Origin of the sequence: Bacillus sp. C28GYM-DRY-1 (assembly GCF_030519405.1) — a bacterium.
Taxonomy (GTDB): Bacteria; Bacillota; Bacilli; order Bacillales; family Bacillaceae; genus Bacillus; species Bacillus spizizenii_A.
The window spans coordinates 76,195-102,638 of record NZ_JAUMKF010000005.1 but is presented as its reverse complement, the minus strand read 5'-3'; the positions used below and the strand labels follow the sequence as shown (position 1 = coordinate 102,638).

Annotated in this window: 25 protein-coding genes and 3 pseudogenes; 13 read left to right on the top strand and 15 right to left on the bottom strand. The window is 46.0% G+C overall.

Annotated features, from left to right (window positions below):
* The first annotated feature begins 109 nt into the window (after positions 1 to 109).
* On the top strand, positions 110 to 745 hold the full coding sequence (locus Q3W56_RS07135) for a YhcN/YlaJ family sporulation lipoprotein (RefSeq protein WP_019715608.1): 636 nt from the start codon (positions 110 to 112) through the stop codon (positions 743 to 745).
* Positions 746 to 760: 15 nt separating this feature from the next.
* Here the strand turns inward: Q3W56_RS07135 and lipA are convergent, their stop codons facing one another.
* Entirely contained in the window at positions 761 to 1,657 is an 897-nt protein-coding gene (gene lipA, locus Q3W56_RS07130; protein ID WP_302894995.1) for a lipoyl synthase, read from the bottom strand.
* A gap of 234 nt (positions 1,658 to 1,891) precedes the next feature.
* On the opposite strand from lipA, the gene lytH reads away from it, so the two are divergent.
* Positions 1,892 to 2,872 carry an L-Ala--D-Glu endopeptidase gene (gene lytH / locus Q3W56_RS07125; protein WP_268398356.1) on the top strand — a complete coding sequence of 327 codons (981 nt, stop codon included), beginning with the start codon at positions 1,892 to 1,894 and terminating at the stop codon, positions 2,870 to 2,872.
* A gap of 27 nt (positions 2,873 to 2,899) precedes the next feature.
* Here lytH and yunB read toward each other — a convergent pair whose 3' ends face one another.
* The 6 genes and pseudogenes from yunB to Q3W56_RS07095 form a co-directional block, all read right to left on the bottom strand.
* A complete protein-coding gene (gene yunB, locus Q3W56_RS07120; RefSeq protein WP_019715610.1) occupies positions 2,900 to 3,667 on the bottom strand; it encodes a sporulation protein YunB in 768 nt (255 codons plus the stop codon).
* Positions 3,668 to 3,738: 71 nt separating this feature from the next.
* The gene (locus Q3W56_RS07115) at positions 3,739 to 4,044 is read right to left on the bottom strand and encodes a YunC family protein (protein ID WP_019715611.1); all 306 of its coding nucleotides are present in this window, start codon (positions 4,042 to 4,044) and stop codon (positions 3,739 to 3,741) included.
* Positions 4,045 to 4,108: 64 nt separating this feature from the next.
* Positions 4,109 to 5,497 (bottom strand): bifunctional metallophosphatase/5'-nucleotidase, encoded by a 1,389-nt coding sequence (locus Q3W56_RS07110; protein WP_302894994.1) that lies wholly within the window; start codon positions 5,495 to 5,497, stop codon positions 4,109 to 4,111.
* A 19-nt stretch (positions 5,498 to 5,516) separates the two neighbouring features.
* Positions 5,517 to 6,338, bottom strand: coding sequence for a sulfite exporter TauE/SafE family protein (locus Q3W56_RS07105; protein ID WP_302894993.1), 822 nt, complete (start codon positions 6,336 to 6,338; stop codon positions 5,517 to 5,519).
* A gap of 17 nt (positions 6,339 to 6,355) precedes the next feature.
* The gene (locus Q3W56_RS07100; RefSeq protein ID WP_302895045.1) at positions 6,356 to 7,204 is read right to left on the bottom strand and encodes a DUF72 domain-containing protein; all 849 of its coding nucleotides are present in this window, start codon (positions 7,202 to 7,204) and stop codon (positions 6,356 to 6,358) included.
* Positions 7,205 to 7,241: 37 nt separating this feature from the next.
* Positions 7,242 to 7,588 (bottom strand): annotated as a pseudogene (locus Q3W56_RS07095) (YunG family protein).
* 109 nt (positions 7,589 to 7,697) lie between these two features.
* Here Q3W56_RS07095 and Q3W56_RS07090 point away from each other — a divergent pair.
* A complete protein-coding gene (locus Q3W56_RS07090) occupies positions 7,698 to 8,966 on the top strand; it encodes a glycosyltransferase (RefSeq protein WP_302894992.1) in 1,269 nt (422 codons plus the stop codon).
* Between the two features lie 29 nt (positions 8,967 to 8,995).
* On the opposite strand, the gene Q3W56_RS07085 is transcribed toward Q3W56_RS07090, so the two are convergent.
* The gene (locus Q3W56_RS07085; protein ID WP_268398366.1) at positions 8,996 to 10,321 is read right to left on the bottom strand and encodes an allantoinase; all 1,326 of its coding nucleotides are present in this window, start codon (positions 10,319 to 10,321) and stop codon (positions 8,996 to 8,998) included.
* 174 nt (positions 10,322 to 10,495) lie between these two features.
* On the opposite strand from Q3W56_RS07085, the gene pucR reads away from it, so the two are divergent.
* From pucR to Q3W56_RS07045, 8 genes and pseudogenes are all read left to right on the top strand, one after another.
* Positions 10,496 to 12,091, top strand: a complete 1,596-nt coding sequence (gene pucR / locus Q3W56_RS07080) for a purine catabolism transcriptional regulator PucR (protein ID WP_302894991.1) — start codon at positions 10,496 to 10,498, stop codon at positions 12,089 to 12,091.
* Between the two features lie 146 nt (positions 12,092 to 12,237).
* A pseudogene (locus Q3W56_RS07075) lies at positions 12,238 to 13,586 on the top strand (nucleobase:cation symporter-2 family protein).
* 5 nt (positions 13,587 to 13,591) lie between these two features.
* Complete coding sequence (gene pucK / locus Q3W56_RS07070; RefSeq protein WP_302894990.1) at positions 13,592 to 14,875, top strand: uric acid permease PucK; 1,284 nt, start codon at positions 13,592 to 13,594, stop codon at positions 14,873 to 14,875.
* 20 nt (positions 14,876 to 14,895) lie between these two features.
* Positions 14,896 to 16,380: a factor-independent urate hydroxylase gene (gene pucL, locus Q3W56_RS07065; protein ID WP_302894989.1), complete on the top strand. Its 1,485-nt coding sequence runs from the start codon at positions 14,896 to 14,898 to the stop codon at positions 16,378 to 16,380.
* Entirely contained in the window at positions 16,380 to 16,730 is a 351-nt protein-coding gene (gene uraH, locus Q3W56_RS07060; protein ID WP_019715621.1) for a hydroxyisourate hydrolase, read from the top strand. Before pucL ends, uraH begins: the two co-directional genes overlap by 1 nt.
* A 100-nt stretch (positions 16,731 to 16,830) precedes the next feature.
* Positions 16,831 to 17,379 carry an RNA polymerase sigma factor gene (locus Q3W56_RS07055; RefSeq protein WP_302894988.1) on the top strand — a complete coding sequence of 183 codons (549 nt, stop codon included), beginning with the start codon at positions 16,831 to 16,833 and terminating at the stop codon, positions 17,377 to 17,379.
* The gene (locus Q3W56_RS07050) at positions 17,376 to 17,666 is read left to right on the top strand and encodes a hypothetical protein (protein WP_302894987.1); all 291 of its coding nucleotides are present in this window, start codon (positions 17,376 to 17,378) and stop codon (positions 17,664 to 17,666) included. Before Q3W56_RS07055 ends, Q3W56_RS07050 begins: the two co-directional genes overlap by 4 nt.
* A gap of 4 nt (positions 17,667 to 17,670) precedes the next feature.
* The gene (locus Q3W56_RS07045; RefSeq protein WP_302894986.1) at positions 17,671 to 18,306 is read left to right on the top strand and encodes a hypothetical protein; all 636 of its coding nucleotides are present in this window, start codon (positions 17,671 to 17,673) and stop codon (positions 18,304 to 18,306) included.
* A 225-nt stretch (positions 18,307 to 18,531) separates the two neighbouring features.
* On the opposite strand, the pseudogene Q3W56_RS07035 reads toward Q3W56_RS07045, so the two are convergent.
* A pseudogene (locus Q3W56_RS07035) lies at positions 18,532 to 18,642 on the bottom strand (xanthine dehydrogenase subunit E); the annotation flags it as partial.
* Between the two features lie 28 nt (positions 18,643 to 18,670).
* On the bottom strand, positions 18,671 to 19,261 hold the full coding sequence (locus Q3W56_RS07030; RefSeq protein WP_302894985.1) for a TetR/AcrR family transcriptional regulator: 591 nt from the start codon (positions 19,259 to 19,261) through the stop codon (positions 18,671 to 18,673).
* 148 nt (positions 19,262 to 19,409) lie between these two features.
* Between Q3W56_RS07030 and Q3W56_RS07025 the strand changes: the two genes are divergently transcribed.
* Complete coding sequence (locus tag Q3W56_RS07025; RefSeq protein ID WP_302894984.1) at positions 19,410 to 20,153, top strand: serine hydrolase domain-containing protein; 744 nt, start codon at positions 19,410 to 19,412, stop codon at positions 20,151 to 20,153.
* Positions 20,120 to 20,614: a serine hydrolase domain-containing protein gene (locus tag Q3W56_RS07020; RefSeq protein ID WP_302894983.1), complete on the top strand. Its 495-nt coding sequence runs from the start codon at positions 20,120 to 20,122 to the stop codon at positions 20,612 to 20,614. Before Q3W56_RS07025 ends, Q3W56_RS07020 begins: the two co-directional genes overlap by 34 nt.
* A gap of 484 nt (positions 20,615 to 21,098) precedes the next feature.
* Here the strand turns inward: Q3W56_RS07020 and pucE are convergent, their stop codons facing one another.
* From pucE to Q3W56_RS06995, 5 genes are read right to left on the bottom strand one after another with little or no spacing between them, the layout of a single operon-like run.
* The gene (gene pucE / locus Q3W56_RS07015) at positions 21,099 to 21,620 is read right to left on the bottom strand and encodes a xanthine dehydrogenase subunit E (RefSeq protein ID WP_302894982.1); all 522 of its coding nucleotides are present in this window, start codon (positions 21,618 to 21,620) and stop codon (positions 21,099 to 21,101) included.
* Positions 21,611 to 23,848 carry a xanthine dehydrogenase subunit D gene (gene pucD / locus Q3W56_RS07010; RefSeq protein WP_302894981.1) on the bottom strand — a complete coding sequence of 746 codons (2,238 nt, stop codon included), beginning with the start codon at positions 23,846 to 23,848 and terminating at the stop codon, positions 21,611 to 21,613. Before pucD ends, pucE begins: the two co-directional genes overlap by 10 nt.
* Positions 23,849 to 24,682 carry a xanthine dehydrogenase subunit C gene (gene pucC, locus Q3W56_RS07005; protein ID WP_302894980.1) on the bottom strand — a complete coding sequence of 278 codons (834 nt, stop codon included), beginning with the start codon at positions 24,680 to 24,682 and terminating at the stop codon, positions 23,849 to 23,851.
* On the bottom strand, positions 24,679 to 25,296 hold the full coding sequence (gene pucB, locus Q3W56_RS07000; protein ID WP_302894979.1) for a xanthine dehydrogenase accessory protein PucB: 618 nt from the start codon (positions 25,294 to 25,296) through the stop codon (positions 24,679 to 24,681). The genes pucC and pucB overlap by 4 nt, the downstream gene beginning before the upstream one ends.
* Positions 25,293 to 26,285 carry an XdhC family protein gene (locus Q3W56_RS06995; RefSeq protein WP_302894978.1) on the bottom strand — a complete coding sequence of 331 codons (993 nt, stop codon included), beginning with the start codon at positions 26,283 to 26,285 and terminating at the stop codon, positions 25,293 to 25,295. The genes pucB and Q3W56_RS06995 overlap by 4 nt, the downstream gene beginning before the upstream one ends.
* Positions 26,286 to 26,444: the final 159 nt, after the last annotated feature.

The window sequence follows — 26,444 nt, the reverse complement described above, 5'->3', positions numbered from 1 at the left end:
TCACCTCTTTTTCACTCATTCCTATCATAATTCATTGCCCCGTCCCCATCAATTGCTAATGAATAAATCATGCGATTTGGCTACCCTACACATGAGGAGGGATTTACAAATGAAACGAACTGCTGTCAGCCTCTTCCTGTTAACCGCGCTTTTATCCGGGTGCGGAGGCGCAGGACTGGACAATGCCGGGCAGAATGTCCGAAATCAGGAGCAAAATCAAACCAGACCCATTCATGTGTCTGACCGCAACGAGGCTTTTAACCGGCATGACGAGAACGAACAATTTGGCTATGTCCGCTATCAAAAAGATCAACTAGACGGCGAACAGCAAGAAACGCCGGTAATGAACCGGGAAGAAATTGCTCACATTATATCAAGTTTAACGGTTCAGCTCCCCCATATTCAAGATGCTGCAACATTAGTGACCGATCAAGAAGCGCTTGTCGTATACAAAACCGACTCTAAAAACCGCGAGCTAACCGCCGATCAGGTAAAAAAAACAGCGGCTTCAGTAATACCGCGATACTATCATGTGTATATATCGGATAATCCAAACCATATGCAGTCAATCGAAAACTACAGCAATCTCGGCTCCGGTTCAAGGGATAACAGAGAAATCATGTCGGGGACGATTCAAGAAATGAAAACCTCCCCGCAAGGGAGCCCCGTTTCAGAGAATGAAAATGCCAACGGAGAAACCCGTCAGGACATGAAAGCCGATAGGAATGACAAAAACGCCAGATAATCTGGCGTTTTGGCATTATGCTTGTGCTTGGCGCTTTTTAGATGCTTCATTCACTTGCTCATCCGCATGGTAAGAAGAACGGACAAGCGGGCCGGCTTCGCAGTGGCTGAAGCCTTTTTGCATCGCGATTTTCTTTAATTCTGCAAATTCATCAGGGTGATAGTATTTTTGGACTTTCAAGTGTTTCTTCGTCGGCTGCAGATATTGGCCGATTGCCATAATATCCACGTTGTTTGCCAAGAGGTCGTCCATAACTTCAATAATTTCTTCCTTCGTTTCGCCGAGTCCGATCATGATGCTTGATTTTGTCGGAATGTCAGGCTGCATTTCTTTCGCACGGCGCAAAAATTCCAACGAACGGTCGTACGTCGCACGCGCGCGGACTCTTGGCGTCAGGCGGCGAACCGTTTCGATATTGTGATTCAGGATGTCAGGGCGTGTATCCATCAAGGTTTTCAGGTTATCGTAATTTCCGCCCATATCAGACGGCAGCACCTCAATAGTTGTGAACGGGCTTTTTCTACGGATCGCACGGACAGTTTCCGCGAAAATGCCTGCCCCGCCGTCTTTCTGGTCGTCACGCGCAACAGCCGTAATGACCGCGTGTTTCAGATTCATAAGTGCGACAGAATCCGCTACACGTTCCGGCTCTTGCAGATCAAGCTCAGTCGGAAGGCCTGTTTTGACAGCACAGAAACGGCATGCTCTTGTACAAACAGAACCTAAAATCATAAATGTCGCTGTACGTCTGACCGCCCAGCATTCATGAATATTCGGACATTTTGCTTCCTCACATACGGTATGCAGGTTGTTTTCACGCATAAGCTTTTTGAGCCCTGTATAATTTTCATTGGTATTTAATTTAATTTTGAGCCATTCGGGCTTTCTGAGGTGTTCGTCTTTCTTTGCCAATTCCCATCATCTCCAATATCCAATATACTCAATTTCTGACACGAAACATTCTGAAAACGAGAAAGGTGCAGATTTTATTTCTGCAACAAAAATAATGTTTTTCTAACTAAAGAAAGTCTTTTCTTTAGACACTTTAACATAGGAAAAATTTCTCGACAAGGGAAGATGATTACTGACATTTTTAAGCCAGCTTGCCGCAAACTATGTGTATTCAATATGAAAGGAGATTATTTTGTGAAAGTTTTGTTATCCGCTCTTCTTCTCCTTTTGTTTGCGTTTGAGCCTTCTGCGTCTGGAAAAAAGCATTCAGATCCTGTGCTGTCGAAACGGATGGAATTATATCATAAAGTCGAGGCTGTAACGCAGATTCCTTGGTATGCGCTCGCCGCAGTAGACCAGTACGAAGAAAATGTGCGGAGCAACCGAAAAGATCTGCCTGACAAAGCGGGAATTATCAGCATCTATATACCGGATGATATCTGGAGCGGGCCTGAAAACCCGAACCCGAAAGACGATGCGCCGTTAAGCATTAAAGTGTTTGACGGTATCGGAATGGATGGTGACGGGGACGGAAAAGCCGAGGTCAGCAATGATGAAGATATTTTGTATACATTCAGCCAATACTTGCTGTCATATGGCACAGATGAGGATAACATCCGTATCGGACTTTGGAATTATTACCGACGTGATCAAACAGTCGGGATCATATCTGAATTCATGAAGCTGTTTAAAGCTTACGGCCATATTGATCTAAGGGAGCATGCGTTTCCGCTTCCGATCAGAACCGATTACAGCTATCGCAGCACGTGGGGAGATGCCCGCGGCTTCGGAGGGAGACGAATTCATGAAGGCACGGATATCTTTGCCCATTATGGCCTTCCTGTCAAATCCACCTGTTACGGCGTAGTTGAAATGAAGGGATGGAACCGCTTCGGAGGATGGAGAATCGGCATCAGAGACATTAACAATACGTATCATTATTTTGCCCATCTCAATGGGTTTGCAAAAGGGATTAAAACAGGACAAATCGTTGAGCCCGGCCAAGTAATCGGATCAGTCGGCAGCTCAGGATACGGCCCGCCGGGAACAGCTGGGAAGTTTCCGCCGCATCTTCACTACGGCATGTACAAAGATAACGGAAAAACCGAATGGTCGTTTGATCCGTACCCGCATTTGCGAGCGTGGGAGCGGTATGAATACAAAAAAAAGAAATAACAAAAAGCCGCCTCTTCGACAGGCGGCTTATTTGCTGCTTTTTTCTTTTTTCGATTCGTCACTTTCCTCTTCTTTGCTGCTTGGGAGCTGGACAGAGGGCGTGACACCTGACCCGCCGCTTCCGTTATAAAACTGCGGCACTTCGCCCTGCACTGCTTTTATCGATACAGGAACATTATTTGTGACGACAGCGGTTTTGCTTGCAAACGGAATGATGACCTTCACCTTGATTTCGACAAAGATGCTGATATCAATAAGTGCATTATTTATGCCATACGGCTTGATTTTGGTTTTGACATCTGTAAAAGCATCACCGATTAAATTGAACCGGACTGGGATTTTCGGTCCGAGGTTTCCGAGGAGGCTGTTGCCGGTTACCTGTCCCAGCGGAATGTTGATCATAATATTTTCACTAGCGCCGCTGTGTCCGGAGTGGGTTTCCATCTCTTTTAGATGAGCTTGAAGCTGCTTTGTCACTTTTGTTTTTACACTATTTACAACCTGTGTATTAAAATCGATTGTCGTTAAATTTCCGTTTTCATCAGAATTCATTTGAAACATATCTTTCATATTTTCACTGTCAGACATATAATCCTCAATCGAATCCTGGATCACCTCTGTCGCTATACGCTTCGTTTCCATCTCGCCGATATCCATTAAAACAGGTTTGATCGAGCCATTGATCATCCAAAGGCTGACTGTTGTTGACAGGATAAAAAAGACAACTGACAGAAGCATCACGTACCGGAAAGGCAAAGGTCCTCTCTTGCGAAAAGGGCCGCGATATCTTGGCAAGAAAATCCCCCCTTACATATCACAATGTATGCTTGTAAGAGGGGACATAGTAATAGCCGGGCCAAATAATTTTATTTCACCATTTTTAAAAGCGCTGCTCTTCCGCTCATGCCTGCATGAATGCCGAGATCTTCCGCGGCGTACGTAACGGATTCTAAAGGTGCGTCTAACAGCTGGTCAATGGTGCGTACACCAACTGCGCGCCCCGCCACAATGCCCCGCTCCTTTAATTTTTCATTCAGCAGCGCCACATCAAGCGCGCCGCACATAATGTATCCGTGCTCATTTGTGACAGCCATAAAATTCGTTTTTGGTAGCGTCACTGTCACAGCTGTAAAAGGCTGTCCTTCTATCATGATTGGTGTCAGATTTACCACGTCAACCACTCCCTTCATTCATCACTTTATGATGAAGGGCACAGCTTGTTGTGGGCTGACTTGCTTATTGCGCGAGCTTCCAAGCAAGCAGATCCCGCAAAAACTCCGGCATAAAATATTCTTTTTCTGCGGCGTCACGGATGACCGGAAACAGTCTGCCGAGGGTAAACATGTCAAGCACCGCAACAGAGTATTGTTTACGTTTTTCTATCTCTTCCCCGTTCAGCGTGATCCGTGTAACATGCGTGGCTCCGTCATCCAGCCGTTTCGTTTCTACAGCAACACCCGCGTACACCATTTTTCCCATTACTTCTCCACGGAAGCCGAGCCCTTTAATCCGAAGCTGCTCCATTTGTTCTGAAGCAGCATGGACAATGGTCTCTTTCAGTTCTTCTCCCGTCAGGCGGACAGCCACCGGGTTGATCGGATGAGGGCAGATGCGGTGCAGATCCAGCTTCGTCACAGGACCCGCTTTCAGCGGACCGAGAATAACACCGGAATTCACCATACTGATGTCCGTCCCGCACCATTCCTTTAACGCGTACGCCAAAAGCAAAGGCAGCTCTGATTCTTCAAACCACTTCACCTCGGCATCTTGCGCAAGCTCCGCAACAGCATCGGATAACTTCTCCTCGGCTTCACGTTCTTTTTCATTGAGAAACGCTTTAGTTTCTGCTGATTCTCCTGTCCATTCCGCCATGTTAAGCACAGATGCTGTTTTGCTGATAATGCTTCGCTTTACGCTGTCCACCATGATTTCTACACAGCCGACATAATGCCCGTATTTCTCGGCGCTGGCAAGCAATACGCCGTTTACCACTTGTCCATCTTCAAGCAAATGATGGGTGTGTGATTCTAGGATCACATCAATCTCAGGTACCGCTTCAGCCATTGCCTGATCATCTAGAATGCCTAAATGGGACAGCAGAACGATGATATCAGCCTGCGATTTTACTTCCTGAATGGTTTCTTTTACGCTTTCAAAAGCATCGGTTACTTTCCATCCCAGCTTGTCATAAACGGGATAATACGGCACAGTTACGCCTAAGAAAGCAATGGACATACCGTTTTTCAATGTTTTGATATGGTAAGGAACCGCCCAGGACGGACGGCTTCCGTTTTTGTCATACAGATTAGAGACGATAACGGGAAATTCCGCATGATCATATAAGGCTGCGAGCTCTTCATGCGGAAGCGTAATCCCTTCGTTATTGCCGATCACCGCTCCATCAATGTGAAGACGGTTTAAGAGATCGACATTCGCTTTTCCGAAAGTCGCCTCAGTCACGAATTGAAAACGATCTAGATGATCGCCAATATCAAAAACGAGCGTCTCTTCGCTGACTGATTGATGCTCTTTTCTTTTCTGCTCGATATAATCTACAATTTTCGGCCAGTTTTCAAAATGGCTGTGCAAATCATTTGTATGATATAAGCGGAGTTTCTCCTTCATATTATCTCTCCCTAATCGTTCAGCTGAATATGCCTTCATAAATGAGCTGGCACCCGATCAAAATCAATACGATCCGCATGATCATGACGATCGTTTTCGTCTGCATATTCCTATTGATGGCGGCGCCAAGTTTTCCGCCGAACCAAGCTCCGGGCACAAGCGCGAGTGCATACAGCCAATTGACGTGCCCGGAAATAACATGTGAAACAGACCCTGTCATAGAGGACAGGAAAATAATAAACATGGACGTTGCCACCGCAACCTTCGGCGGGAACAGGAATAATAGCATCATCGCCGGAACCATGAGCGATCCGCCGCCTATTCCGAAAAGCCCCCCTAAAAAGCCGACAACAAAGGCAATCGCAATGCCAATAGGGGCCTGAAATGAGTACGTATAAGGCTCACCGGCATCATCCTGAACTGTCCGAATAATCCCTTTATGAGCTTTGTTGACCGGCCAGACTTTCGCTTTCAGCATTAAGGATAATGAAATAAGAATCATAAAAATGCCAAACCATATGGAAAACGAGTTTGAATTGAACAGCTTTGACACGTAAGCCCCGATAATGCTTCCGGGACCTGAACCGATAAAGAAAATGAGTCCGCTCTTATAATCAACAGTTTTATATTTAATATAAGCCAAAGTTGAAGAAAGACCCGTAAAAATAATGACCAAAAGCGAAGTACCGATTGCGACCTGCGGTGTTACATCCTGAAACAGCGGCGTCACTGTGCTTAGAAACATCAGAGACGGCACGATCACAATTCCGCCGCCAAGCCCAATCAGACTTCCAACCGTACCTGCGATTAATCCCAGTACGACCAAAATCACAAACGACATCAATCAAAACCTCTTTTCTAAAATAAATCGAGCTGTCTCGGCGCAAGTCCGCTGTACTCGATATCAAGCAGTTCAAGCATCTGCTTGCCATTATCCGCGGCGTCTCCGCCGGAATTATTGTTAAACAGGACAAAAACATCCTTACATTGCTGCTGCAATTCATTCAGGTGCTTTTTCCAATCTGCCAACTCCCGTTGATTGTAGCGGTATAAGTACCTGACCTCCCGCCAGTTTTTCCCGCCGTCAGGCTTCATCCAGCCCTGCTTGTTGCGTCCGTGAAACCTGACGAGCGTTTTGCTTTCATCGGTCGCGCGCAACACAGTCGGGACGCTGCCTTCTCCGATTTGCGGTTCATCACAGACACTGTGAATCCAGCCTTCCGCTTTCATAAATGAAAGCGTCTGCTCATAAAACGGCGGCGAGAACCAGGATCGGTTTCTGAATTCAAGCGCACAAGGAATATCTTCCATTTGGTGCTTGCACCACCTCAAATAGGCGACATTCTCCTTCTTGCAGTCAAACCACGGCGGAAATTGAAACAGCACCATGGCAAGCTTATTGCTATGTAAATATGGGGTTAAAGACAACTTAAACGCGTCAAACATCTCCTCTTTTGAGTCAAAGGGAATTTCGCCGCGCTGATGCCCTGTCATGCCCTGATACGCTTTCACGATAAATTGGAAGGTTTCCGGCGTCTCCTTCACCCATTTTTCATTATTTCGCGCCGGCTGAATCGCGTAAAAGCTCGCGTCTAATTCCACGATCGGAAAATGGGAGGAATAGGCCTGCAATTTTTTCTGGCCAGCCGTTTTCGGCGGATAGATGCTGTCATGATCCCCCCATCCCGTCAGTCCGATATAAATCACAATCATTCACCTCTCTCCCAGTTTATCATACGTGTTTTCAGGTTTCCTCGGAAATGCTGTTCATATGGCGGGAAAACGCTGAACGAAGATGCTGATATTGTTCCACATTCGTATCTAAAAACGCCTCTTCTCTTGAGGAAGGAATATGCTGATATTCAATAGGCGCCTGAAACTGTTCACTCGTAAAGTCATATACCACGCCATTGATGCTGTTATAAAAATGCCAGCTCTCACCAACTTTTGTTTTAAAATGGTGCCGCCGAATTGATCCTGTCTCACTAAAGCCGTCACACCGCATTGGCCGCATGCTGGGCATTCTTCTGTCCATTTAGAGCTCGTATGGCGCGACCATGATTGATTTAGTATGTATGTGACATGTTCCATTACCCCCGCCTCCTTTAAAAAAAGATACCACGTTGATTGCATTTTAAAAACTGATAGGTGCTTATGTATGGTAAATTAGTGGTAATGAATGACATTCTGGAGGCGAATCATGAAAATCAACCTGCTTACGATCGGGACGAGGGGCGATGTACAGCCTTTTATCGCATTAGGAAAAGAATTATCCGTTCGCGGACATCATGTGACGATTTGCACTGAAGGCTCGTTCAAAGATCTAGCCGAAAAAAACAGGCTTTCCTTTTCAGCCATCAGAACAGATTACACACATTTGACGCAATCAGAAGAAGGAAAGAACATGCTGAAAGGGAATCCGCTATCCATTGTCAGCCAGATGAAAACCGTCATTTATCCGATGATGGAACACATGTTAGATGATATATGGAGCGCCTCTATAGATGCCGATGCAATCATTTATCATCCAAAAGTATTTGGCGGATACGATCTTGCCGAGGCCCTGCACATTCCTGCCTTTATCGCTCATCCGGTCCCTGTTATAGCTCCCACCCGCCATTTTACTAATCCTGTCTTGCCATTCGCCATGCGGAGTGGAACGCTTAACAAAGCCAGTTTTAAAATCAATCGGTTATTGACCGCGGCGTTTTTTTCACTGATTAATAAGTGGAGACATGAGACACTCGGCCTGCCCGATAAACGTTCTGTTTTTAAGGATGATTCCGCATTGAACGGAAAGCAAATTCCTATTCTGTATGGGTGCAGCCCTTCCATCATTCCCTTTGACCAACAATGGAAAGGCCGTGTTTCAATGAAAGGATTCTGGTTTTTAGCCGAAGATGACTGGTCCCCTCCACCTGAGCTGTCTCATTTTTTAGAAGCGGGGCCGCCACCTTTTACCGTTAGCTTTAGCAGTATGCCATTACGAAACCCGGATCACATACTAAACATGCTTCAGCTAGCATTCAAAGAAACCGGACAGCGTGCCATTTTGCTGACGGGCTGGAGCGGAATCAAACAGACGATAGATTCACCTCATATTTTTACAGCCGGCTCCATACCTCACAGTTGGATTTTTCCTCAATCACGAGCTGTCATTCATCATGGAGGGGCTGGAACTACGGCCGCCGCACTGAAAGCCGGCAAACCTATGGTGATATGCCCGTTCTCTGGGGAGCAGTCTTTTTGGGCAGGAAAAATGAGAGATATTGGAGTGGCTGCTGCCCCTTTGAAAGAAAGAAATATGACTGTTGCAGCCTTCGTTTCCAGAATCAATGAACTGATATCAAACAGCGCATATTTTCAACGAGCATCTGAAGCCGCCTCTCTTATTGGTAAAGAAGATGGAGTAAGGCATACTGCGGATTTTATTGAAGAAAAACTAGCGGAGAAAAACCCGGCAAAATAAATTTGCCGGGTTTTTTACAATGGAACGACCTACGCTCCGTCAATTCCGCTGACTATCTCCCCTTCCCTGTACACAGACCGGCCTTTACTGTATGTTGCCGAAATGCGGCAGGGAAAAGTATGTCCTTCATAGATGCTCTGTTTATGCTTTGCAAACATCGTTTCTCTTGTGACAGTGTACGGCTCCATAGTGACAAGCACAAAATCCGCATCACACCCCGCTTCAAGCCGCCCTTTTTGCTGAAGGCCGAATCGTTTCGCAGGTGCCGACGCTGTCCATTCAGCGATGGTTTCAAATGGAATGTCCCGCTCAAGCGCCAGTTGAAGCATGGCCAATAAAGTAAACTGCCCGCCACTGATTCCGCCCCACGACAAGAACATATTATCCTCCCGCTTCAGAGAAGGATGGCAAGGAGAGTGGTCTGAGGAGACCATGTCAATATGCCCCGCACTGAGCGCCTCGATCAGCGCCTCCTTTGATTGCTGAGAACGGAGCGGCGGCGCACATTTTGCGACAGAGCCCTTTTCCCGTAAATCGTCATGGCTGAACAAGACATAATGCGGGCATGTTTCGACCGACACATCAAGCCCTTCACGTTTCGCCTCTCTAATCAGCCGGACCGCTTTCGCCGTGCTGATATGGACAAAATGAACTGGACAGCCTGTCACCTTCGCATACTGAATCGTGCGATACACCGCTTCAGCTTCGGCTTCCTCCGGGCGGGAGGCTGCGTACGCATCCGCATCCACTTCTCCTTTATTGGCCAACACCATCTGCAAATAACTTGTGATTGCGTCGCTCTCCGCGTGAAGAGCAAGGATTTTTCCTGCAGCCGCGATTTCTGTCATGCCTTTGAGCAAGGTGCGTTCATCAACAGAGCGGAACTCGTCTGTGCCTGATTTTGATAAAAACGCTTTAAACCCGATCGCGCCCGCCTCAGCCATTGGGCGGATGTCATCAATATGACCGGGCACAAGCCCTCCCCATAGTGCAAAATCCACGGCTGATTTTTGTCTGCCGACTTCGGCTTTTGCGAGAAGATGTTCTGCCGTCACGGTTGATGGGATGCAATTGAGCGGCATATCAAAATAGGTGGTGCAGCCGCCTGCTGCCATCATTCTCGAACCTGTTTCAAACCCTTCCCAGTCCTCTCTGCCCGGTTCATTGAAATGAACATGGCAGTCTATCGCACCTGGAAATACATATTGGCCGTCTGCCTGGATCATTGTAGCACCGCTCGCTTCAATATCTGAACCAATCTTGGTAATAACACCATTTTGAACTGCAATATCAGCTTCTTTAACGCCATCTGGCGTAACTGCCTTTGCACCTTTTATCACCATATCGTAAGCCATATTGATCCCCCCTATGTAAGGTTGACGATTTTTCATGTCAGTTTATGTAACACAATCTATTCTATTTTAACAGTTTACTGCTACTATGATCGTATTACATTAGCAAAACCGCTAGAAATCCTATTGAAAATTATTCACCTTAACCAATGTTTTGATAGAAAAGGAGAATGCATTATGAATATTTTTGATGTGATGAAAATACCGGCCTATGAAAATGCCAATTTAATCGCCGGAAAAGCAGGAGGAGAAAGAGAGGTTCAGCATGTCAATATGATGGACGCTCCTGATATCGCAGACTTTCTGCATAAGAATGAATTGCTCGTCACCACCGCGTATCACCTGAAGGATCACCCGCACCAGTTATCTGAGCTGATTCGGCAAATGGCAAAACGCGGCTGTGCGGGCCTCGGCATTAAAACAAAGCGCTACTTGGAGGATATCCCGAAAGAAATTATCGAGCTGGCCAATTCATACGCGTTACCAATTATTGAGCTTCCAGAGCATATCCGCCTCGGCGATATTGTGAATGCAACACTCAGCCACATTCTCGATATGCGTTCTAACGAGCTGCAGCAAGCCATTTACGCGCACAAAAAATTCACAAACCACATTATGAGCGGCAAGGGGCTGCAATCTCTCCTTAAAAAGGTGTCAGACCTCCTTCAGCTTCCCGTACTGCTGCTTGACCAACATGCCAAAATGCTGTCCGCATCCCATCAGATGTCATTTGAGACCGAAAAACTGAAAGGCACCCTGAGTACCGTATCCGGACCGTTTTTCACTTGTTTCTCTACGTTCTCGGATCGGAAAACGTATTCTGTTCTTCCTATTTATAATCACGAAAAAAACTGCGGCTACCTGCTCATACCGGACATGGTGCAGGCTAGCGATAAAGGGTTGATTCTCACCATTGAGCAAGCGGCCAACGTGATTTCCTTTGAACTGCTGAAGGAAAATGCGCTGAAGCAATTCGGCCGGCGGGCGCGCAATGAGTTTTTCAACAATTTTATTGAGCGCTCATTTACGTCAGACGACGAAATCAAAAACCGGGCAAAGGAATTTAAGCTGCGCTGGGATCAAAAATACATGTGCATTGCGGGAAAACTCGATCGAAATGACCAATCGATCAGCTTTACAGAAAATCAGCTCGCCTCTGACGGCGTATTCGAATTTCTTGAAGGTGAATTATCAACCTTCCCGTTTCCGCCTCACCTCTTTATTAAAGGAAATGTCGGCATTATTCTAATCGAGGCGACAGACAGCTGGAGTGAAATGCATGCCTCGGTGATCAGCTTTTTAGAGCAGTTTCAAACACAGGTCAGAGCCCAGTTTAAACGGACTGTGTCTTTTGGCATCAGCAATATATGCCAAAAGCTCATTGACGTTCCCGGCGCGTTCACTGAAGCTTCAGACGCTCTGCAATCAGGGCATTTGTCAAGAAGCACAGCGTTTATTCAGGTGTATCACGCAAAAGATGTGCCTGAGCTTCTCCGCCTTCTCCCGGTTGAGGATTTGAAGAAATTTTATAACTCCACGCTTCAAAGCCTCGCTGAAAAACAGCAGGAGGATCAAAGTCTGCTTCATACGCTGTCCGTGTATTTAGAGACACACTGCCAAATTTCCGAGACGGCCAAGCGTCTGTACGTTCATCGCAATACGGTCATCTACCGCCTTGAGAAATGTGAAGAGCTGCTGGGCAAAAGCTTAAAAGATCCTGAGACGACAATGCGTTTGCGGCTTGCCTTACGGATGCAGCGGCTAATCAGCTAATGTTTGTCACATTCTCTTACAAACCGAATTGTTTTTCGTCACTTTCAGCAATAACACCTGTCTTTTTCGGCTACAGTATCTAATGACACCTGGCAATCGGGACGCTATCATGTTACTAAAGTTCACATACAGAAGGAGGGACTCTGATGAAACAACAATCGTTTGCGGTGTTTACTCTTGGCCTTCAGCATGTGCTGGCCATGTATGCAGGTGCGATTTTGGTGCCCCTGCTTGTCGGCAGGGCGCTGAATGTAACATCTGAACAGCTGTCTTACCTGTTGGCGATTGACCTGTTAACATGCGGCGTCGCGACGCTTTTGCAAACCTTGCGCGGAGCATACATCGGCATCGGGCTACCCGTCATGCTCGGCAGTTCATTCGTAGCCGTCACCCCGATGGTTGCAATCGGCGCGAACTACGGCGTTCACGCCATTTACGGTTCAATCATCGCTACAGGGTTGTTTATCTTTCTGTTTGCGCGTTTTTTCGGCAAGCTGACCAAGTTATTTCCTCCTGTCGTAACAGGTACCGTTGTAACCTTAATCGGCCTTTCACTTGTTCCGACAGGTGTGAAAAATATGGCTGGCGGCGAAAAAATAAACGGCAGCGCCAACCCCGAATACGGTTCGCTCGAAAACCTTCTTCTCTCTGTCGGCGTCCTTGTCCTGATTTTAATCCTCAACCGTTTTCTCAAAGGATTCGCCCGAACGCTGTCCGTTCTGATTGGAATCGCTGCCGGAACAGCGGCAGCAGCCATCATGGGCAAAGTCAGCTTTTCTGCAGTCGCTGAAGCCCCACTCTTTCAAATCCCGAAGCCGTTTTATTTCGGAGCCCCTTCATTTGAAATCGGCCCAATCTTAACGATGCTGATCGTCGGAATCGTCATTATTGTGGAATCAACCGGCGTCTTCTACGCTATCGGAAAGATATGTGACAAATCTTTAACCGAAAAAGACCTAGTCAAAGGCTACCGAGCGGAAGGAATCGCCATTCTTATCGGCGGACTGCTCAACGCCTTCCCCTATAATACCTTTGCGCAAAACGCCGGCTTATTGCAGCTGACAAAGGTAAAAACGAGAAATATCGTCGTTACCGCAGGCTGTATCCTTGTCTGTCTCGGACTGATTCCGAAGATTGCAGCCCTTGCTTCTGCCGTTCCTGCGGCTGTGCTTGGCGGCGCGACCGTCGTCATGTTCGGCATGGTGATTGCGTCAACGTCAAAATGCTCAGCACAGCGGATCTCAAAAATCAATATCACCTGCTGACCATCGCATGCTCAATCGCACTCGGCATCGGCGCCAGCACGGTGCCCGGTATTTTCGCTGAATTCCCCGCTCCAATCCGGATTCTGGTCAGTGACGGCACTATCACAGGAAGCCTGACCGCCATTTTTTTGAATGTATTTTTCAGCTTGCGCGGCAAAAAAGAAAAAACAGCACAGAAAACTGAACTTCCGGTATTAGACCATACACTCGCATTAGAAAAAGAGGTGTAAAAAAGATGAAGGAACAGCACAATGCCTTTCAACTGATGATGCTAGGACTTCAGCACATGCTTGCCATGTATGCGGGAGCGATTCTCGTTCCGCTGATTGTCGGAGCGGCGATTGGGCTGAATGCGGGGCAGCTGACGTACCTAATTGCGATTGATTTGTTCATGTGCGGGGCGGCGACTCTTTTGCAGCTCTATAAAAACCAGTATTTCGGAATCGGCCTCCCCGTTGTGCTCGGATGTACGTTTACCGCGGTCGGACCGATGATTTCCATCGGCAGCACATACGGTGTCTCAGCCATATATGGCGCCATTATCGCCGCAGGACTGATTGTCGTCTTAGCCGCGGGCTTCTTCGGAAAACTTGTCCGTTTTTTCCCGCCTGTCGTGACCGGTTCAGTTGTCATGATCATCGGCATCAGCTTGATTCCGACGGCAATGAATAACCTGGCAGGCGGTGAAGGAAGCAAAGACTTCGGTTCACTTGACAACGTGCTCCTCGGCTTTGGCGTCACAGCTTTTATCTTATTGCTGTTTTTCTTCTTTAACGGCTTTATCCGCTCCATAGCGATTTTGCTCGGCCTTATCGCAGGAACAGCGGCCGCATTCTTTATGGGAAAAGTCGATTTTTCTGACGTCGTGGAGGCGTCCTGGCTTCATGTTCCGTCTCTGTTTTATTTCGGCCCGCCAACTTTTGAGCTGCCAGCTGTTGTCACGATGCTTCTCGTTGCCATTGTCAGCCTGGTTGAATCGACAGGCGTTTACTTTGCTCTCGCCGATATCACAAACCGCAGGCTGTCGGAGAAAGATCTGGAAAAAGGCTACCGGGCGGAAGGGCTTGCGATTGTGCTTGGCGGCTTATTTAACGCGTTTCCCTATACAGCCTTCTCGCAAAATGTCGGTATCGTTCAGCTTTCAAAAATGAAAAGTGTCAACGTCATTGTCATCACAGGAATCATGCTGATGGGGATTGGACTGGTCCCAAAAGCCGCGGCATTGACAACAGTGATTCCACCCCCAGTTCTCGGCGGCGCGATGATTGTCATGTTCGGCATGGTCATTTCTTACGGGATCAAAATGCTTTCTATTGTCGATTTCGATACGCAAGGCAACCTTCTGATCATCGCCTCTTCCGTCAGCTTAGGGCTTGGCGCCACAACCGTTCCCGCGTTGTTTTCATCTCTTCCGGGCGCGGCCTCAGTTTTGGCTGGAAGCGGAATTGTAATCGGCAGTTTGTCGGCAATTGCACTGCACGCTTTTTTTCAAACCAATCAGCAAAATAGTGTGAAATAAAAACGTAAAGGAAGATGCCAATGTTCACAATGGATGACCTGAACCAAATGGACATACAAACACTGACAGACACGCTTGGATCTATTTTTGAACACTCTTCATGGATTGCGGAGAAAGCCGCGGCATTGCGGCCATTTTCTTCCCTATCTGATCTTCACCACAAAATGACCGGCATTGTAAAAGCCGCGGACCGCCAGACACAGCTTAATTTAATCAATAAGCACCCCCGGCTCGGAACAAAGAAAACAATGAGTGTTACCTCGGTAAGAGAGCAGCAAAACGCGGGGCTCAGTAAACTTGAACAAGAGGAATACGAGGAGTTTCTCAAGCTGAATGAATGCTACTATGAACGCTTCGGCTTTCCTTTTATTTTAGCTGTAAAGGGAAAAACGAAACAGGACATTCACCAAGCCCTGCTGGAAAGGCTTGAGAACGAACGAGAAACGGAGTTCCAGCAGGCCCTTAAAGAAATTTACCGCATCGCCCGCTTTCGGCTGGCGGACATCATAACTGAAAAAGGAGAGACGCAAATGAACAGAACTATGTCTTATGGCAAAGGAAATGTATTTGCATACCGAACGTGTTTAAAGCCGCTCACAGGTGTACGGGAAATTCCAGAGTCTTCTTTTACAGGGAGAGACAATACTGTCGTCGGAATTGATGTGACATGCGAAATTAGCGGAGATGCCTTTCTGCCATCATTTATAGACGGAGATAATACACTCGTCGTGGCTACAGACTCAATGAAAAACTTTATTCAGCGCCATCTCGCTTCCTATGAAGGGACGACAACCGAGGGATTCTTACACTATATGGCTCACCGATTTTTAGATACCTATTCTCATATGGACACGATCACTTTGACAGGCGAAGACATTCCGTTTGAGGCGATGCCTGCATACGAGGAGCAAGAACTCGGCACAAGCCACCTCGTCTTTAGAAGATCACGCAATGAACGCGCTCGGTCTGTGCTGAAAGCAGAACGAACCGGGGATACTTTAACGATCACAGAGCAGTACAGCGAAATCATGGATCTTCAGCTCGTCAAGGTGAGCGGCAACTCCTTCGTCGGCTTTATTCGAGACGAATTTACAACTCTCCCGGAAGACGGCAACCGTCCTCTATTTGTCTATTTAAACATCAGCTGGCAGTATGAAAATACAGATGACGCACGTGCCACGGATCCCGCCCGCTATGTTGCGGCCGAACAAGTTCGCGACCTGGCGAGCACCGTTTTTCACGAGCTCGAAACCCCTTCAATCCAAAATTTAATCTATCATATCGGCTGCAGAATACTAATGAGATTCCCGCAGCTCACGGATGTCAGCTTCCAATCCCAAAATCACACATGGGACACGGTCGTTGAAGAGATCCCAGGGTCGAAAGGAAAAGTCTACACCGAACCGCGCCCGCCATTCGGTTTCCAGCGCTTTACCGTGACAAAAGAAGACGCTGAGAAAGAAAAACAGAAAGCCGCTGAAGCATTAGGGAGCCTGAAGGCCTGATGGGAAAGCTGACAACCCATATCTTAGATTTAACCTGCGGCAAACCCGCGGCGAACGTAAAAATTGACTTGAAGCGGCTGGGCGAAGAGGTCATCCTTGTTAAAGAGGCCTTCACCAACGATGACGGCCGAGTCGATGCTCCGCTGCTGGCTGGTGAAGAGCTGGTGTCTGGAGAGTATGTGATAGACTTTCATGCAGGAGACTATTTTGCCAGTAAAAATGTGAATACGGCCGACCAGCCGTTTTTAACCATAGTTACCGTCCGTTTTCATCTAGCAGATTCAGATGCGAATTATCACATCCCGCTTTTGCTGTCGCCATTTGGTTATCAGGTGTATCGAGGGAGTTAACATGTCAAGCCCGGCCTTCAAGGCCGGGCATTTTTATTTTTTTGAACTCATTTTAGCGATCAGCCGTATATAGTAACGAAACCAAGTTTCGAGGTGGGGTATGGACATTCTTTCAGATGAAGAATTAATGGAGAAAGTAAAACAAAAGGATATTGAGGCCTACAACAGTTTATATACCCGTCACGCTCAAAAAACATATCAATTTATATTTTTGTACATCCGCCAAAAACAGGCGGCTGAAGATCTTCTGCAGGAAACTTTTATCCGGGTGTATGTAAAATGCCACAGCTACAAAAGCGAAAAAGCAAGCTTTCGTACCTGGCTCCATCAAATCGCTCACAGACTATGTATTGATTATTACCGAAAGCATTCAAAATTTAAATGGCAGCAGATGGAATTGGACGATTATTCAGAAGAAAACCAGAGAACCATTGAGCAAAATATACAAAATAAAATATTGATTCAACAGTATTTAGGACAGCTGCCTGACAAAGAGCGATCAATTCTGATTCTTGCCTATTATCAGGGGTTTACAGGCAAAGAAATTTCTCACATTCTCAACATACCGGAAGGAACAGTCAAATCAAAGCTTCATTATTCACTAAAGAAGCTGAACAAATCCATTGAAAAGGAGCTGAATGACTCATGAAAGAGCATGATGAAGTAAAAAGAATGATTGAAGGATTACAAGAACACATGCCCGAGCTGAATGAATTGCTGGACATGAACCGCGTGCCTCTTCCAGAACATATAGCAACATCACCTCCTCCACCGATGACTTGGTTTGACCGTTTGAGCCATTGGCTTGCTTACCCTAGCTGGCAGCTTCCAGACCTTTTCTCAATCCGTTCTGTTGCTCAAGTGATTACGATTTTGCCGATTTTATCCGGGAGCATAGCAGCGCAAATACTTTTTTTCTTATTTTTAGGAAGGTGATCATATGACAAGCGGCACTGTGATAGGACTAATAAGCGGCGCGGCGGCTCTTACTGTCGGCACACTGGGCGGAGTAATGGGGTCTGCGTTTAATCGGCAGATTGTAAACTCAATTGGAATGAACTCACTTCCGAAGAGCCCCAAACAGAAATATGCGCTGATTGCAAAACATTGCAGATTTTTAGGAGAATGGAATCGGTTTGACAGCTATAATGTGTTTGTCCTTTTTTTGGGGATCCTGTTCCTGATTGGTGCAGGTGTGTTATTGATTGTAAGATTCGAAACGGGCGGAACCCCTTTCCAAGACACACTTCAGCTCGCTTTTTTGGTTAACTCTCTCACCTGGATCGCCGTTTCCTCAATTTTACTGTTAGGACGGCTTGTACAATTAATCCATATCTATAAATACGCTATTCAGAATGTTAATAAGGAGGACATAACTATTACCCAGACAAAAGAACATCAAAATAAAAACAAATTCTCTTTATATTGGGTCATCAATTCAGCAGCAACGATTCTGTTTATTGGCGGAGGCCTTCTGCTGCTTCAATACCCTGTCGTTTTTTTTAGTCTGGCAGGCGCCTACTTTTTGTTTATGTTTACTTTCAACTCGGTTTATCATAAAAACAAGCGAAAATAAAGAACTTCAGCTTTTAAGCTGAAGTTCTTTTTTATTATTTTATACCGGTTGTGTTTTTTGATATTTGACCGAGCAAAGCTCCAAGATAAGCCTCTTCTATCGGCCACACCCCTAAACGGTTATTCATCATATGAATATAATGGAAGGACAAGTGAGAAGCTGTCGTCCTAATCTTTTCAGACGCTTGAATCTGTGAAAAACCCTCTCTAGCATATTGTCCGGCTTTTATAAACGTGACTCTCTTTTCCCGTAGCTCAACTCGTTTCTAATCCTGCAAGCAGACCGCAGAATCCCGCCGTACCCGGTACACCGGCACAAATTCCCCGCCAGCCCTTTCATTAGTTGAATATGCATCTTTCTATTTTTATTTTGTTAGTCCTTCTGATAAACACTCAATCATTTTTTTTATCATTTTGGAGAAAGTTGGTTCTCCAATTTCTTGACGATGTAAAGGAATAAGTATGGTTGTTCGAAAAAGCCCAATAAGTACTTCAGGATCATCTTCTGTTACACCGTTTTCTTGTAGGAATTTTATAAAATTCAGAGATCTGTCTAAATCCTCTTTTGCATGATTTTCTATAAGATCTCTAGGAAGTCTTTTCACAATTCGTTCATATTCACCTCTTTGATAAAGACTTTGTAGAAATGGATTCTGTTCTATAGTTTTGAATGATATTTCAAAAAAGCGAATTAAAAGGTCTTTTGCCGATAGTGGTTCATGCATAATTTCTGAAATAATCTTCTCTTTTATGTTTTCCTCTCTTCTTAATACTGCGTAAAACAACTCTTCTTTTGATGAAAAATATGTATAAAAAGAACCTTTTGCAATTCCACATGCATTAACTATGTCATCAATACTGGTTTTAGCGAATCCATATTGAGTAAAAAGTTCTTTACTTTTATTAAGAAGCTCTTCATGTATGTGTTTTCTTTGTTCAGAAGTAATTCTAGCCATAATTCATCTCCCCTAATTCAATTTGACTATTTGTATACTTTTAGTCATTTATCTGTTAAATTTATTTTATTGTATGCTTTATAGTTTGTAAATACATAAACACTATTCAAAAAAAGTGGTAGTTTATACTTAACGAGGTGGAAAGGACATGAGTATAAAGGATAATTTATCTATTCGTGGATTTGTTGCATCGGGATTTGAATCAGTAAAGGAAGAATTCATTAGAAACTTCTCTAAGAGAGGTGAAGTTGGAGCTGCTTTTTCTGTATACATTAATAATGAAGTGGTCGTTGATTTATGGGGAGGATATCGAAACCGACATACGCGTAAAGAATGGAAAGAAGATACACTTGTTCAAGTGTTTTCTGCTACAAAAGGATTTGCTGCGCTAGCTTTATGTTTAGCACATTCTAGGAGTTATATTAACTTCGATGAAAAGGTTAGTACATATTGGCCTGAGTTTGCTCAGAATGGAAAGGAGAGCATAACTGTTAGACAACTTCTAGCACACCAAGCTGGCCTTTCACCTCTAAATAATCTAGGAATTGATGTATTAGAAGACTTAGATACTTCTCGTTTATCAGTTTCCCTTGCTACAAGTAAACCTGCCTGGGATGTTGGAAAAATTCATGGCTATCATGCCTGGACAATTGGAACCTTGATTGGAGAACTGATTAAAAGAACAGACCCAAAACATCGAACTTTGAAAGATTTCTTTCAAGAGGAGATAGCAGAGCCATTAAATGCGGAGTTTTATATTGGACTTCCTGCAAGTATTTCTGAAAAGAGAATAACAACTATTGAGGGGATAAATCACCCGATTCAGTTACTTAGGGGAATAAAAAATTACCTAGAAAAATGCTGTTTGGTTTTCTTAACCCAAGGTCATTAGTAGCTACAAGTTTAGTAGACCCAAAAAAATTTGTAGCAAATGAAAATTTTAATCATCGTCCTATTTTATCTATAGAATTTCCTTCAGGAAATGGAGTAGGACAAGTTAGAGCAATGGCAAAAATTTATGGAGCTTTTGTTAGTGGTGAAAAAATACTTGGATTAAGTAAAGAAACATTAAAAGAATTAAAAAAAGAAGCTGTTCCTCCAAAGTCAGGTTATTATGACCATGTGAACTGTATAAACATAGCTTATTCTTTAGGATTTTGGAAGCATTTTTCTGGCATGAAATTCGGAAGAAGTGAAAGCTCTTTTGGTCATCCTGGTGCAGGAGGATCGTTTTGCTTTGCCGATCCAGATGAAAGATTGGGTTACGCTTATGCAATGAATAAACATGGATTTGGAATGGCTAATGAACCAAGAGAACTTGCGTTAAGAGAAGCTTTGTATAGTTGTCTATAAAAAATAAAAGTACACAAAGTATCAGAGATAATTTTAGTTATATTTAAAGGTAAAATATCAAGCATTGAACAATCAATCTTACTATATCTACTTTGATAAGTTTAAACTTTCCAAATTAAATAAGAAACCTATATTATTGATATAATGTTGTTCAAATTGTTATTGAATTTTCTCATATTTTTGTCGCCAGACATTATCCACGACACTGGACTCCCTTCACAATCAAAGCCCCACACGCTTCACTTGAAATGACTATGAGGTATATCATTTATTGGATAGTGCTAAGCGTAAAGTATTTGAAAATTATGTACAATAAGGATAAATAAGAAAAAATATATCTGCTTTATCTCTTCTCTTTTGTCATATATAATGTGCTTTTGCAAAATACAGTGTCTAGTATAGTAGTCGAGAAAGTTAATGAAGGAAAACCTCTTGATCGTCTCATAATTTTAGAAATAAACTTCTCAGATTAATGAGTCCGGCTTTAAGAGCCGGACTTCATTTTCTCCCTGTTTAATTCTTTTCTAATCCTCCAAGCAGACCGCAGAATCCCGCCGTACCCGGTACACCGGCACAAATTCCCCGCCAGCCCTTCTTCTATATCTTCGTCAGTAGGTTGAGGGTTTTCCTGAAACAGTGCCTTTATTGCCATTATCATTCCAGAAGTGCAGTACCCGCATTGGAAGCCGCCTTCTTCCAGGAAAGCGGTTTGGCAGATATCCAGATCTTCTTTTTGGATTCCCTCGATTGTTGTAATGGAATGGCCGTCCGCTTGGTATGCCATGGTCATACATGCATTGGCAAGCTTGCCGTCGAGCAGGACAGAACATGCTCCGCAGCGGCCGATCCCGCAGGACACCTTTGTTCCGGTCAGCTGACATTCCTTTCTAAGCAAATCACTCAGACGTGTCGTAGGAACGGCGGCAACCTCATACTCCTGCCCATTCACGGTCATCCGCAACTGTTTCTGTTTTACAGGAAACGGCCCGGCTTCTTTTACGTCCATTCCTTCATCCCCTTTCTGTCTATCGCGTCAAGCAGCTCTTCCCTTGAAATCGGCAGTTTGTTTATCCAGCAGCCGACCGCATCGTGCACAGCCTTTACAATCGCTGGGGTGATAGTGATTGTCCCAATTTCTCCGACACCGCGCGGGCCGTGCGGATCACCTTCCATCAGCTCTTCTATCGCGGTCAATTTCATTGCCGGAACATCTTTGAATCCTGGAATTAAATATTGATCCAAATTCTCCGCCGCATAACGGCCGTCCGTCATTTTGGCTTCCTCCATCAGCGTATACCCGAGCGCCATGGCAGCGCCTCCTTCAATTTGACCTCGATAGCCCTGCGGACTGACAACCGGACCTGCCGCAATGGCGTGCTCACAATCTATCACTTTGACATCGCCTGTTAATAGATCTACCTCCACCTCAACAGCGGCCGCTCCAAATGAGTAGAGAAAATGGCCGCCTACCACAGGATCAGGCGTTGTCGGAAAATCGAATGCTGTTTCCTCTGCCAAAGGACCTTTTTCAGCCAACGCCTTATACGTCACTACGAGCTCTCTGGTGTTTTTGTCACACAAGCCTGCGCCGCCTAAAATAAGGCTTTCCGCCTCGCAGCCGTTCCACTCTGCCGCCCGTTTTTTCAACTGAGACAGAAACGGCTTCTTCAAACGCTGGATCGCGTGCCACACCATGCTTGTGCCGCGGGATGCGGTGGAGGAGCCTGACTTCGGCACCTTTGCGGTATCCCCAATGACAATGGAAATATCTTCTGCAGCACAGCCCAGCCCCTCGGTGACAATATGTTCAATTGCGGCTAGAATCCCCTGTCCGCACTCTTCAAATCCGAACGAAGCTGTGATTTTGCCGTCACTTGAAAGGGACAAACGGCCTCCTGCTGAATCCATTCGGCCATAGCCCAGCCCGCCGCCGTGCATCGTAATTGCCGCTCCCTTGCCTCTCCGTATATACCCTGAGTTTTGGTGTTTTCTTGTGAGTATGGAAGATTCAGAAATGGCATTCAACACCTGTGCAGCTCCGTCAGTCGGTGCAATCCGGTGCTCAAGCGGTCCCAAGTCATGCGGTTTTCTGATATTTTTTCTTCTCAGCTCCAGGGGATTGATGCCGAGCATGCCGCTGAGACGATCAAGATGGGATTCGAGGGCAAATGTGATTTGATTGCCGCCAAAGCCCCGAAATTCACCCGCCACCCCGTTGTTCGTGAACACAGAAATCCCTTCAGTCCGGATATTAGGAATACGGTAAGGCCCCGCGGCGTGCTCAACAGAAAAGTCAAGAACTGCCGGTCCGAGCGTAGCGTAAGCGCCTGTGTCCGCCACAATTTTCACATCATGGGCCAAAAGCTTTCCCGCATGATCCGCACCCGTTTTTATCGTAATCTTCATCGGATGGCGTTTAATGCCAGAACGTACAGATTCCTTTCTGGTCTGATGGATTTTGACAGGAAGTCCGCTTTTCAAGGACAAAAGCGCAGCATACGGCTGGATATTCAGCTCATCCTTCCCGCCGAACGAGCCGCCCATCGGACTCGACACAACCCTGATTTTTTCTTCAGAAATGTCAAAAATACGGGCAAGTTGAAAACGGTCTTTATAGCCATGCTGCGTACCTGCATACATCGTAAAGCCCCCATTGTCTTCAGGAACGGCTACGCCGCCTTCCGTTTCCATATACGTATGCATCTGCCGCGGCAGCTCATAGGTTTCTTCAAGAACCGTATCAGATGCTTGAAATCCTTTTTCAACATCGCCGTGTGAAAAAAATGCGCGGTGCAGGATATTTCCGCCCTCGTGCAGTTTTTGCGCGTCCGTACGAAGCGCTTTTTCTGGTGAATCAATGATCTCCAGTTCTTTATACTCAATATGAATCAGCTCCAGCGCCGCTTCCGCGATTTCCTCCGTTTCCGCAGCAACTGCGGCGATCGCATCTCCGACATACCGCACCCTGTCCTTACATAAAACCGGCTGATCAGGGATGACAATGCCAAATCGGTTTACACCGGGAACGTCTTTATGAGTGACAACTGCCCGCACACCTTCCATTTCTTCAGCTTTCATGGTGCAAATCGACACAATCTCCGCATGAGGATAAGCGCTTCTCAGCACTTTGCCATACAGCATGCCTGGAAAGTCAAGATCGGTCATATATTTTAGTTCCCCTGTGACCTTTCCTCTTCCATCCGGCCTGATTCTTGACGGTTTGTTGATCATCATTTACTCCCCTCTCTCCGCCATCAGCTCTGCCATGATGACGTTGGCAGCGGCTTTTTTTCTGTATGCCGATGACATAAAAGCATCTGCGGAGAACGGCAGCTCGTGGATAAGCGTTTTGTACAGCTCATGCGGGTCCCACCCTGGTGCCATCCGTTTCGCTTCGCTGTCCAATAATCTCTCAGGTGTGATATCGGCATGGCCAGCGGCGAGACGTATGGCGCCGCACTTCAAAAAACGTCCAGCTACAACAGCAACCGCTCCTGTAAAAGCCTGGCGCCTCCCAAGCTTGCGGTAAAACACACGCTCTCCCTCCGTACGCGGGATGATGACACGCGTGACGATAGCAGTTCTAAGGTCTTCATCTATGAGCCAATCGCCAAGCGGCAACCTGATCAGTTCCTTTTGATACACGATAAGCTCAGCATCAAGCACAAGCAGGAGGGGAATCAAATCACCGATTTTACTCGCGATGTTGCCGCCAATCGTGGCCCTGCTTCGGATTCCTGGTGCGGCGACAGCGGAAGCAGCGTCGCTGAAACAACCGAGCGCACTCTTGATCAGAGGATTCTTTCTGCATTCACTCAGCGTTGTTAGCGCCCCGATCGACAAGTGGGTGTCACTGGCGCTGATTCCTCTCATTTCGTTGATTCCTTCAAGACTGACGAGATGCTGTTTCGGAAAAATCCCTTTGTCCCACTGAAGCTGAAGCAGCGTGCTGCCCGATGCGATACATACATCCGGGGCAAGCTGCTCCAAAAGTGAATAGGCTTCACCCAGCACTGACGGCCTCCATAATTGAATATTCATCCTTGCTTTTGTCACTTGTCCGTTCAAATCATCAACCTCCTCACCATCTCGTATTCCTCCGGTGTATCAATGTCTTTCAACTCAGAGCTTGTCATTGCCTCCAAAACGGCTCCTGTTCCAAGCTGTCCGCTTTTTAGGAGCCTGCGAGCCCCCTCATCTCCCTTTAACTCCTTTAGATAAGGAAAACAAGCCGATGAGAAATAGATTGGCGGGGCGAACGCGCCTAAAGACGAAGACACGGCAAATGACTCAGGAGCCATTGCCACAAGGGCATTGAGATGTTTGACGGAAAGCTGCGGCTGGTCGGCTAATAATATGACAACGCCCTCCGCTCCCATGCTTTCTGCTTTTCTCACCCCGCTGCTGATTGAATGCCCTTGCCCTTTTTCAGCTTCTTGACAAACATGCAGGCTCCAGCGTTCTCGAAAAGGCGGCGTATGATATAGCGCTCCCATCCACTCAAGGGAAGCACGTTCAGTCCTCTCGATGATCAGCACGTGATCAAGGCGGGACAAAAGAGCGTTTTTCAAAGAAAGCGAGCCGATGGTTTCTCCCTTTAACGGCAAAGCTAGCTTGTTTTGGCCCATCCTTTTGCTTTTGCCGGCAGCAAGAAACACTCCGATAATATAGGGTCTTCTCATACAACCGCCAGCCGTTTTCTTGTTTGAATGATTTCCGCGACAACGCTGACGGCAATTTCTTCGGGGCCTTCCGCACCGATTTTCAGCCCGACCGGACTGTAAAAGTGAGCAGGCGGCTGTTTTCCGTTCAGCAGCCGCTTCGTACGGTTTACCGAGCCCAACAGTCCGATATAATGAAGATGTTGAGAAAATAAGAAGTCGATGATTGCTTGGTCGTGCTGAAAATGGTGGGTTGCCACAACAGCTGCATCATGCGGGTAAAACTGAAATTCACTGAGCATTTGTTCCGGTAAAGCGGTGATCAGCCGATCCGCTTTTGGGAATTGAGAGGGTGTGCAATATGCAGGACGCCAATCTGACACGATAACAGAAAACCCTGTATCAGCCGCCAAATTGGCAAGCGGCACAACATCCGGCCCCGCTCCAAACAGAATGAGACGCGGCTTCGGTTCAATTCGCTGAATAAATATGTTGGTTGATGGATTATTATGCGGTAAATGAAGCGTTGAAACGGTACGTTGTATGTCTTGCAGAGGCGCGTCCGGCCAGTTCCCAAATTGCTTGTTCTCCGACAGAAATACATAACGGGAGGAGCCAAGCTGCGTAACGGCTGTGACAGCTTTGCCAGAATGAAGGCAGTCCCTCACTCTTTGATAGTGCCTTCTTTTTTCCTGAGTGATTCGCTCCGCATGAATATGAATAATGCCGTTGCATCCGGCTCCCATGCCCCAAGAAAGATCGTCCTCCGCCCGCATGTCATATGGAATCAGCGCTGATGTCAGCTGATCGCCCAGTTCACTAATTCTATGGAGCAAATCTTCTTCCACACACCCGCCGCTCAGCAATCCGACCCGTTCGCCATTTTTCTTATAGAGCATAGAAGCGCCTGCTTTTTGATACGCAGAGCCTTCAACTTGAACAATTGTCGCCAGCACAGCCTCATCCTGATCTTCCAAGAGCGCATCTAACACCATGTGCAAATTTCCCAATGCCGCATCCTCCTCTCAAAAATGTAAGAAACAACAAGTTCAGCATGGTTTTATAGGTAACTTGTATAAAGAATAGATGATGGAAGGAAAAATGACTCATGCTTCGTCAGAAAATGCAACACAGGGAAAGAGAATTTGTAAAAAGAGTCAAACGAAGAA

What these genes read in the sequence shown, in the direction of transcription:
- Q3W56_RS07135 (WP_019715608.1), top strand. Translation starts at nt 110, where the DNA reads ATGAAACGAACTGCTGTCAGCCTCTTCCTGTTAACCGCGCTTTTATCC.
- Q3W56_RS07110 (WP_302894994.1), bottom strand. Translation starts at nt 5,497, where the DNA reads ATGAAGGAGAAACTCCGCTTATATCATACAAATGATTTGCACAGCCAT.
- Q3W56_RS07105 (WP_302894993.1), bottom strand. Translation starts at nt 6,338, where the DNA reads ATGTCGTTTGTGATTTTGGTCGTACTGGGATTAATCGCAGGTACGGTT.
- Q3W56_RS07090 (WP_302894992.1), top strand. Translation starts at nt 7,698, where the DNA reads ATGAAAATCAACCTGCTTACGATCGGGACGAGGGGCGATGTACAGCCT.
- Q3W56_RS07085 (WP_268398366.1), bottom strand. Translation starts at nt 10,321, where the DNA reads ATGGCTTACGATATGGTGATAAAAGGTGCAAAGGCAGTTACGCCAGAT.
- pucR (WP_302894991.1), top strand. Translation starts at nt 10,496, where the DNA reads ATGAATATTTTTGATGTGATGAAAATACCGGCCTATGAAAATGCCAAT.
- pucK (WP_302894990.1), top strand. Translation starts at nt 13,592, where the DNA reads ATGAAGGAACAGCACAATGCCTTTCAACTGATGATGCTAGGACTTCAG.
- pucL (WP_302894989.1), top strand. Translation starts at nt 14,896, where the DNA reads ATGTTCACAATGGATGACCTGAACCAAATGGACATACAAACACTGACA.
- uraH (WP_019715621.1), top strand. Translation starts at nt 16,380, where the DNA reads ATGGGAAAGCTGACAACCCATATCTTAGATTTAACCTGCGGCAAACCC.
- Q3W56_RS07055 (WP_302894988.1), top strand. Translation starts at nt 16,831, where the DNA reads ATGGACATTCTTTCAGATGAAGAATTAATGGAGAAAGTAAAACAAAAG.
- Q3W56_RS07050 (WP_302894987.1), top strand. Translation starts at nt 17,376, where the DNA reads ATGAAAGAGCATGATGAAGTAAAAAGAATGATTGAAGGATTACAAGAA.
- Q3W56_RS07045 (WP_302894986.1), top strand. Translation starts at nt 17,671, where the DNA reads ATGACAAGCGGCACTGTGATAGGACTAATAAGCGGCGCGGCGGCTCTT.
- Q3W56_RS07030 (WP_302894985.1), bottom strand. Translation starts at nt 19,261, where the DNA reads ATGGCTAGAATTACTTCTGAACAAAGAAAACACATACATGAAGAGCTT.
- Q3W56_RS07025 (WP_302894984.1), top strand. Translation starts at nt 19,410, where the DNA reads ATGAGTATAAAGGATAATTTATCTATTCGTGGATTTGTTGCATCGGGA.
- Q3W56_RS07020 (WP_302894983.1), top strand. Translation starts at nt 20,120, where the DNA reads ATGCTGTTTGGTTTTCTTAACCCAAGGTCATTAGTAGCTACAAGTTTA.
- pucE (WP_302894982.1), bottom strand. Translation starts at nt 21,620, where the DNA reads ATGGACGTAAAAGAAGCCGGGCCGTTTCCTGTAAAACAGAAACAGTTG.
- pucD (WP_302894981.1), bottom strand. Translation starts at nt 23,848, where the DNA reads ATGATGATCAACAAACCGTCAAGAATCAGGCCGGATGGAAGAGGAAAG.
- pucB (WP_302894979.1), bottom strand. Translation starts at nt 25,296, where the DNA reads ATGAGAAGACCCTATATTATCGGAGTGTTTCTTGCTGCCGGCAAAAGC.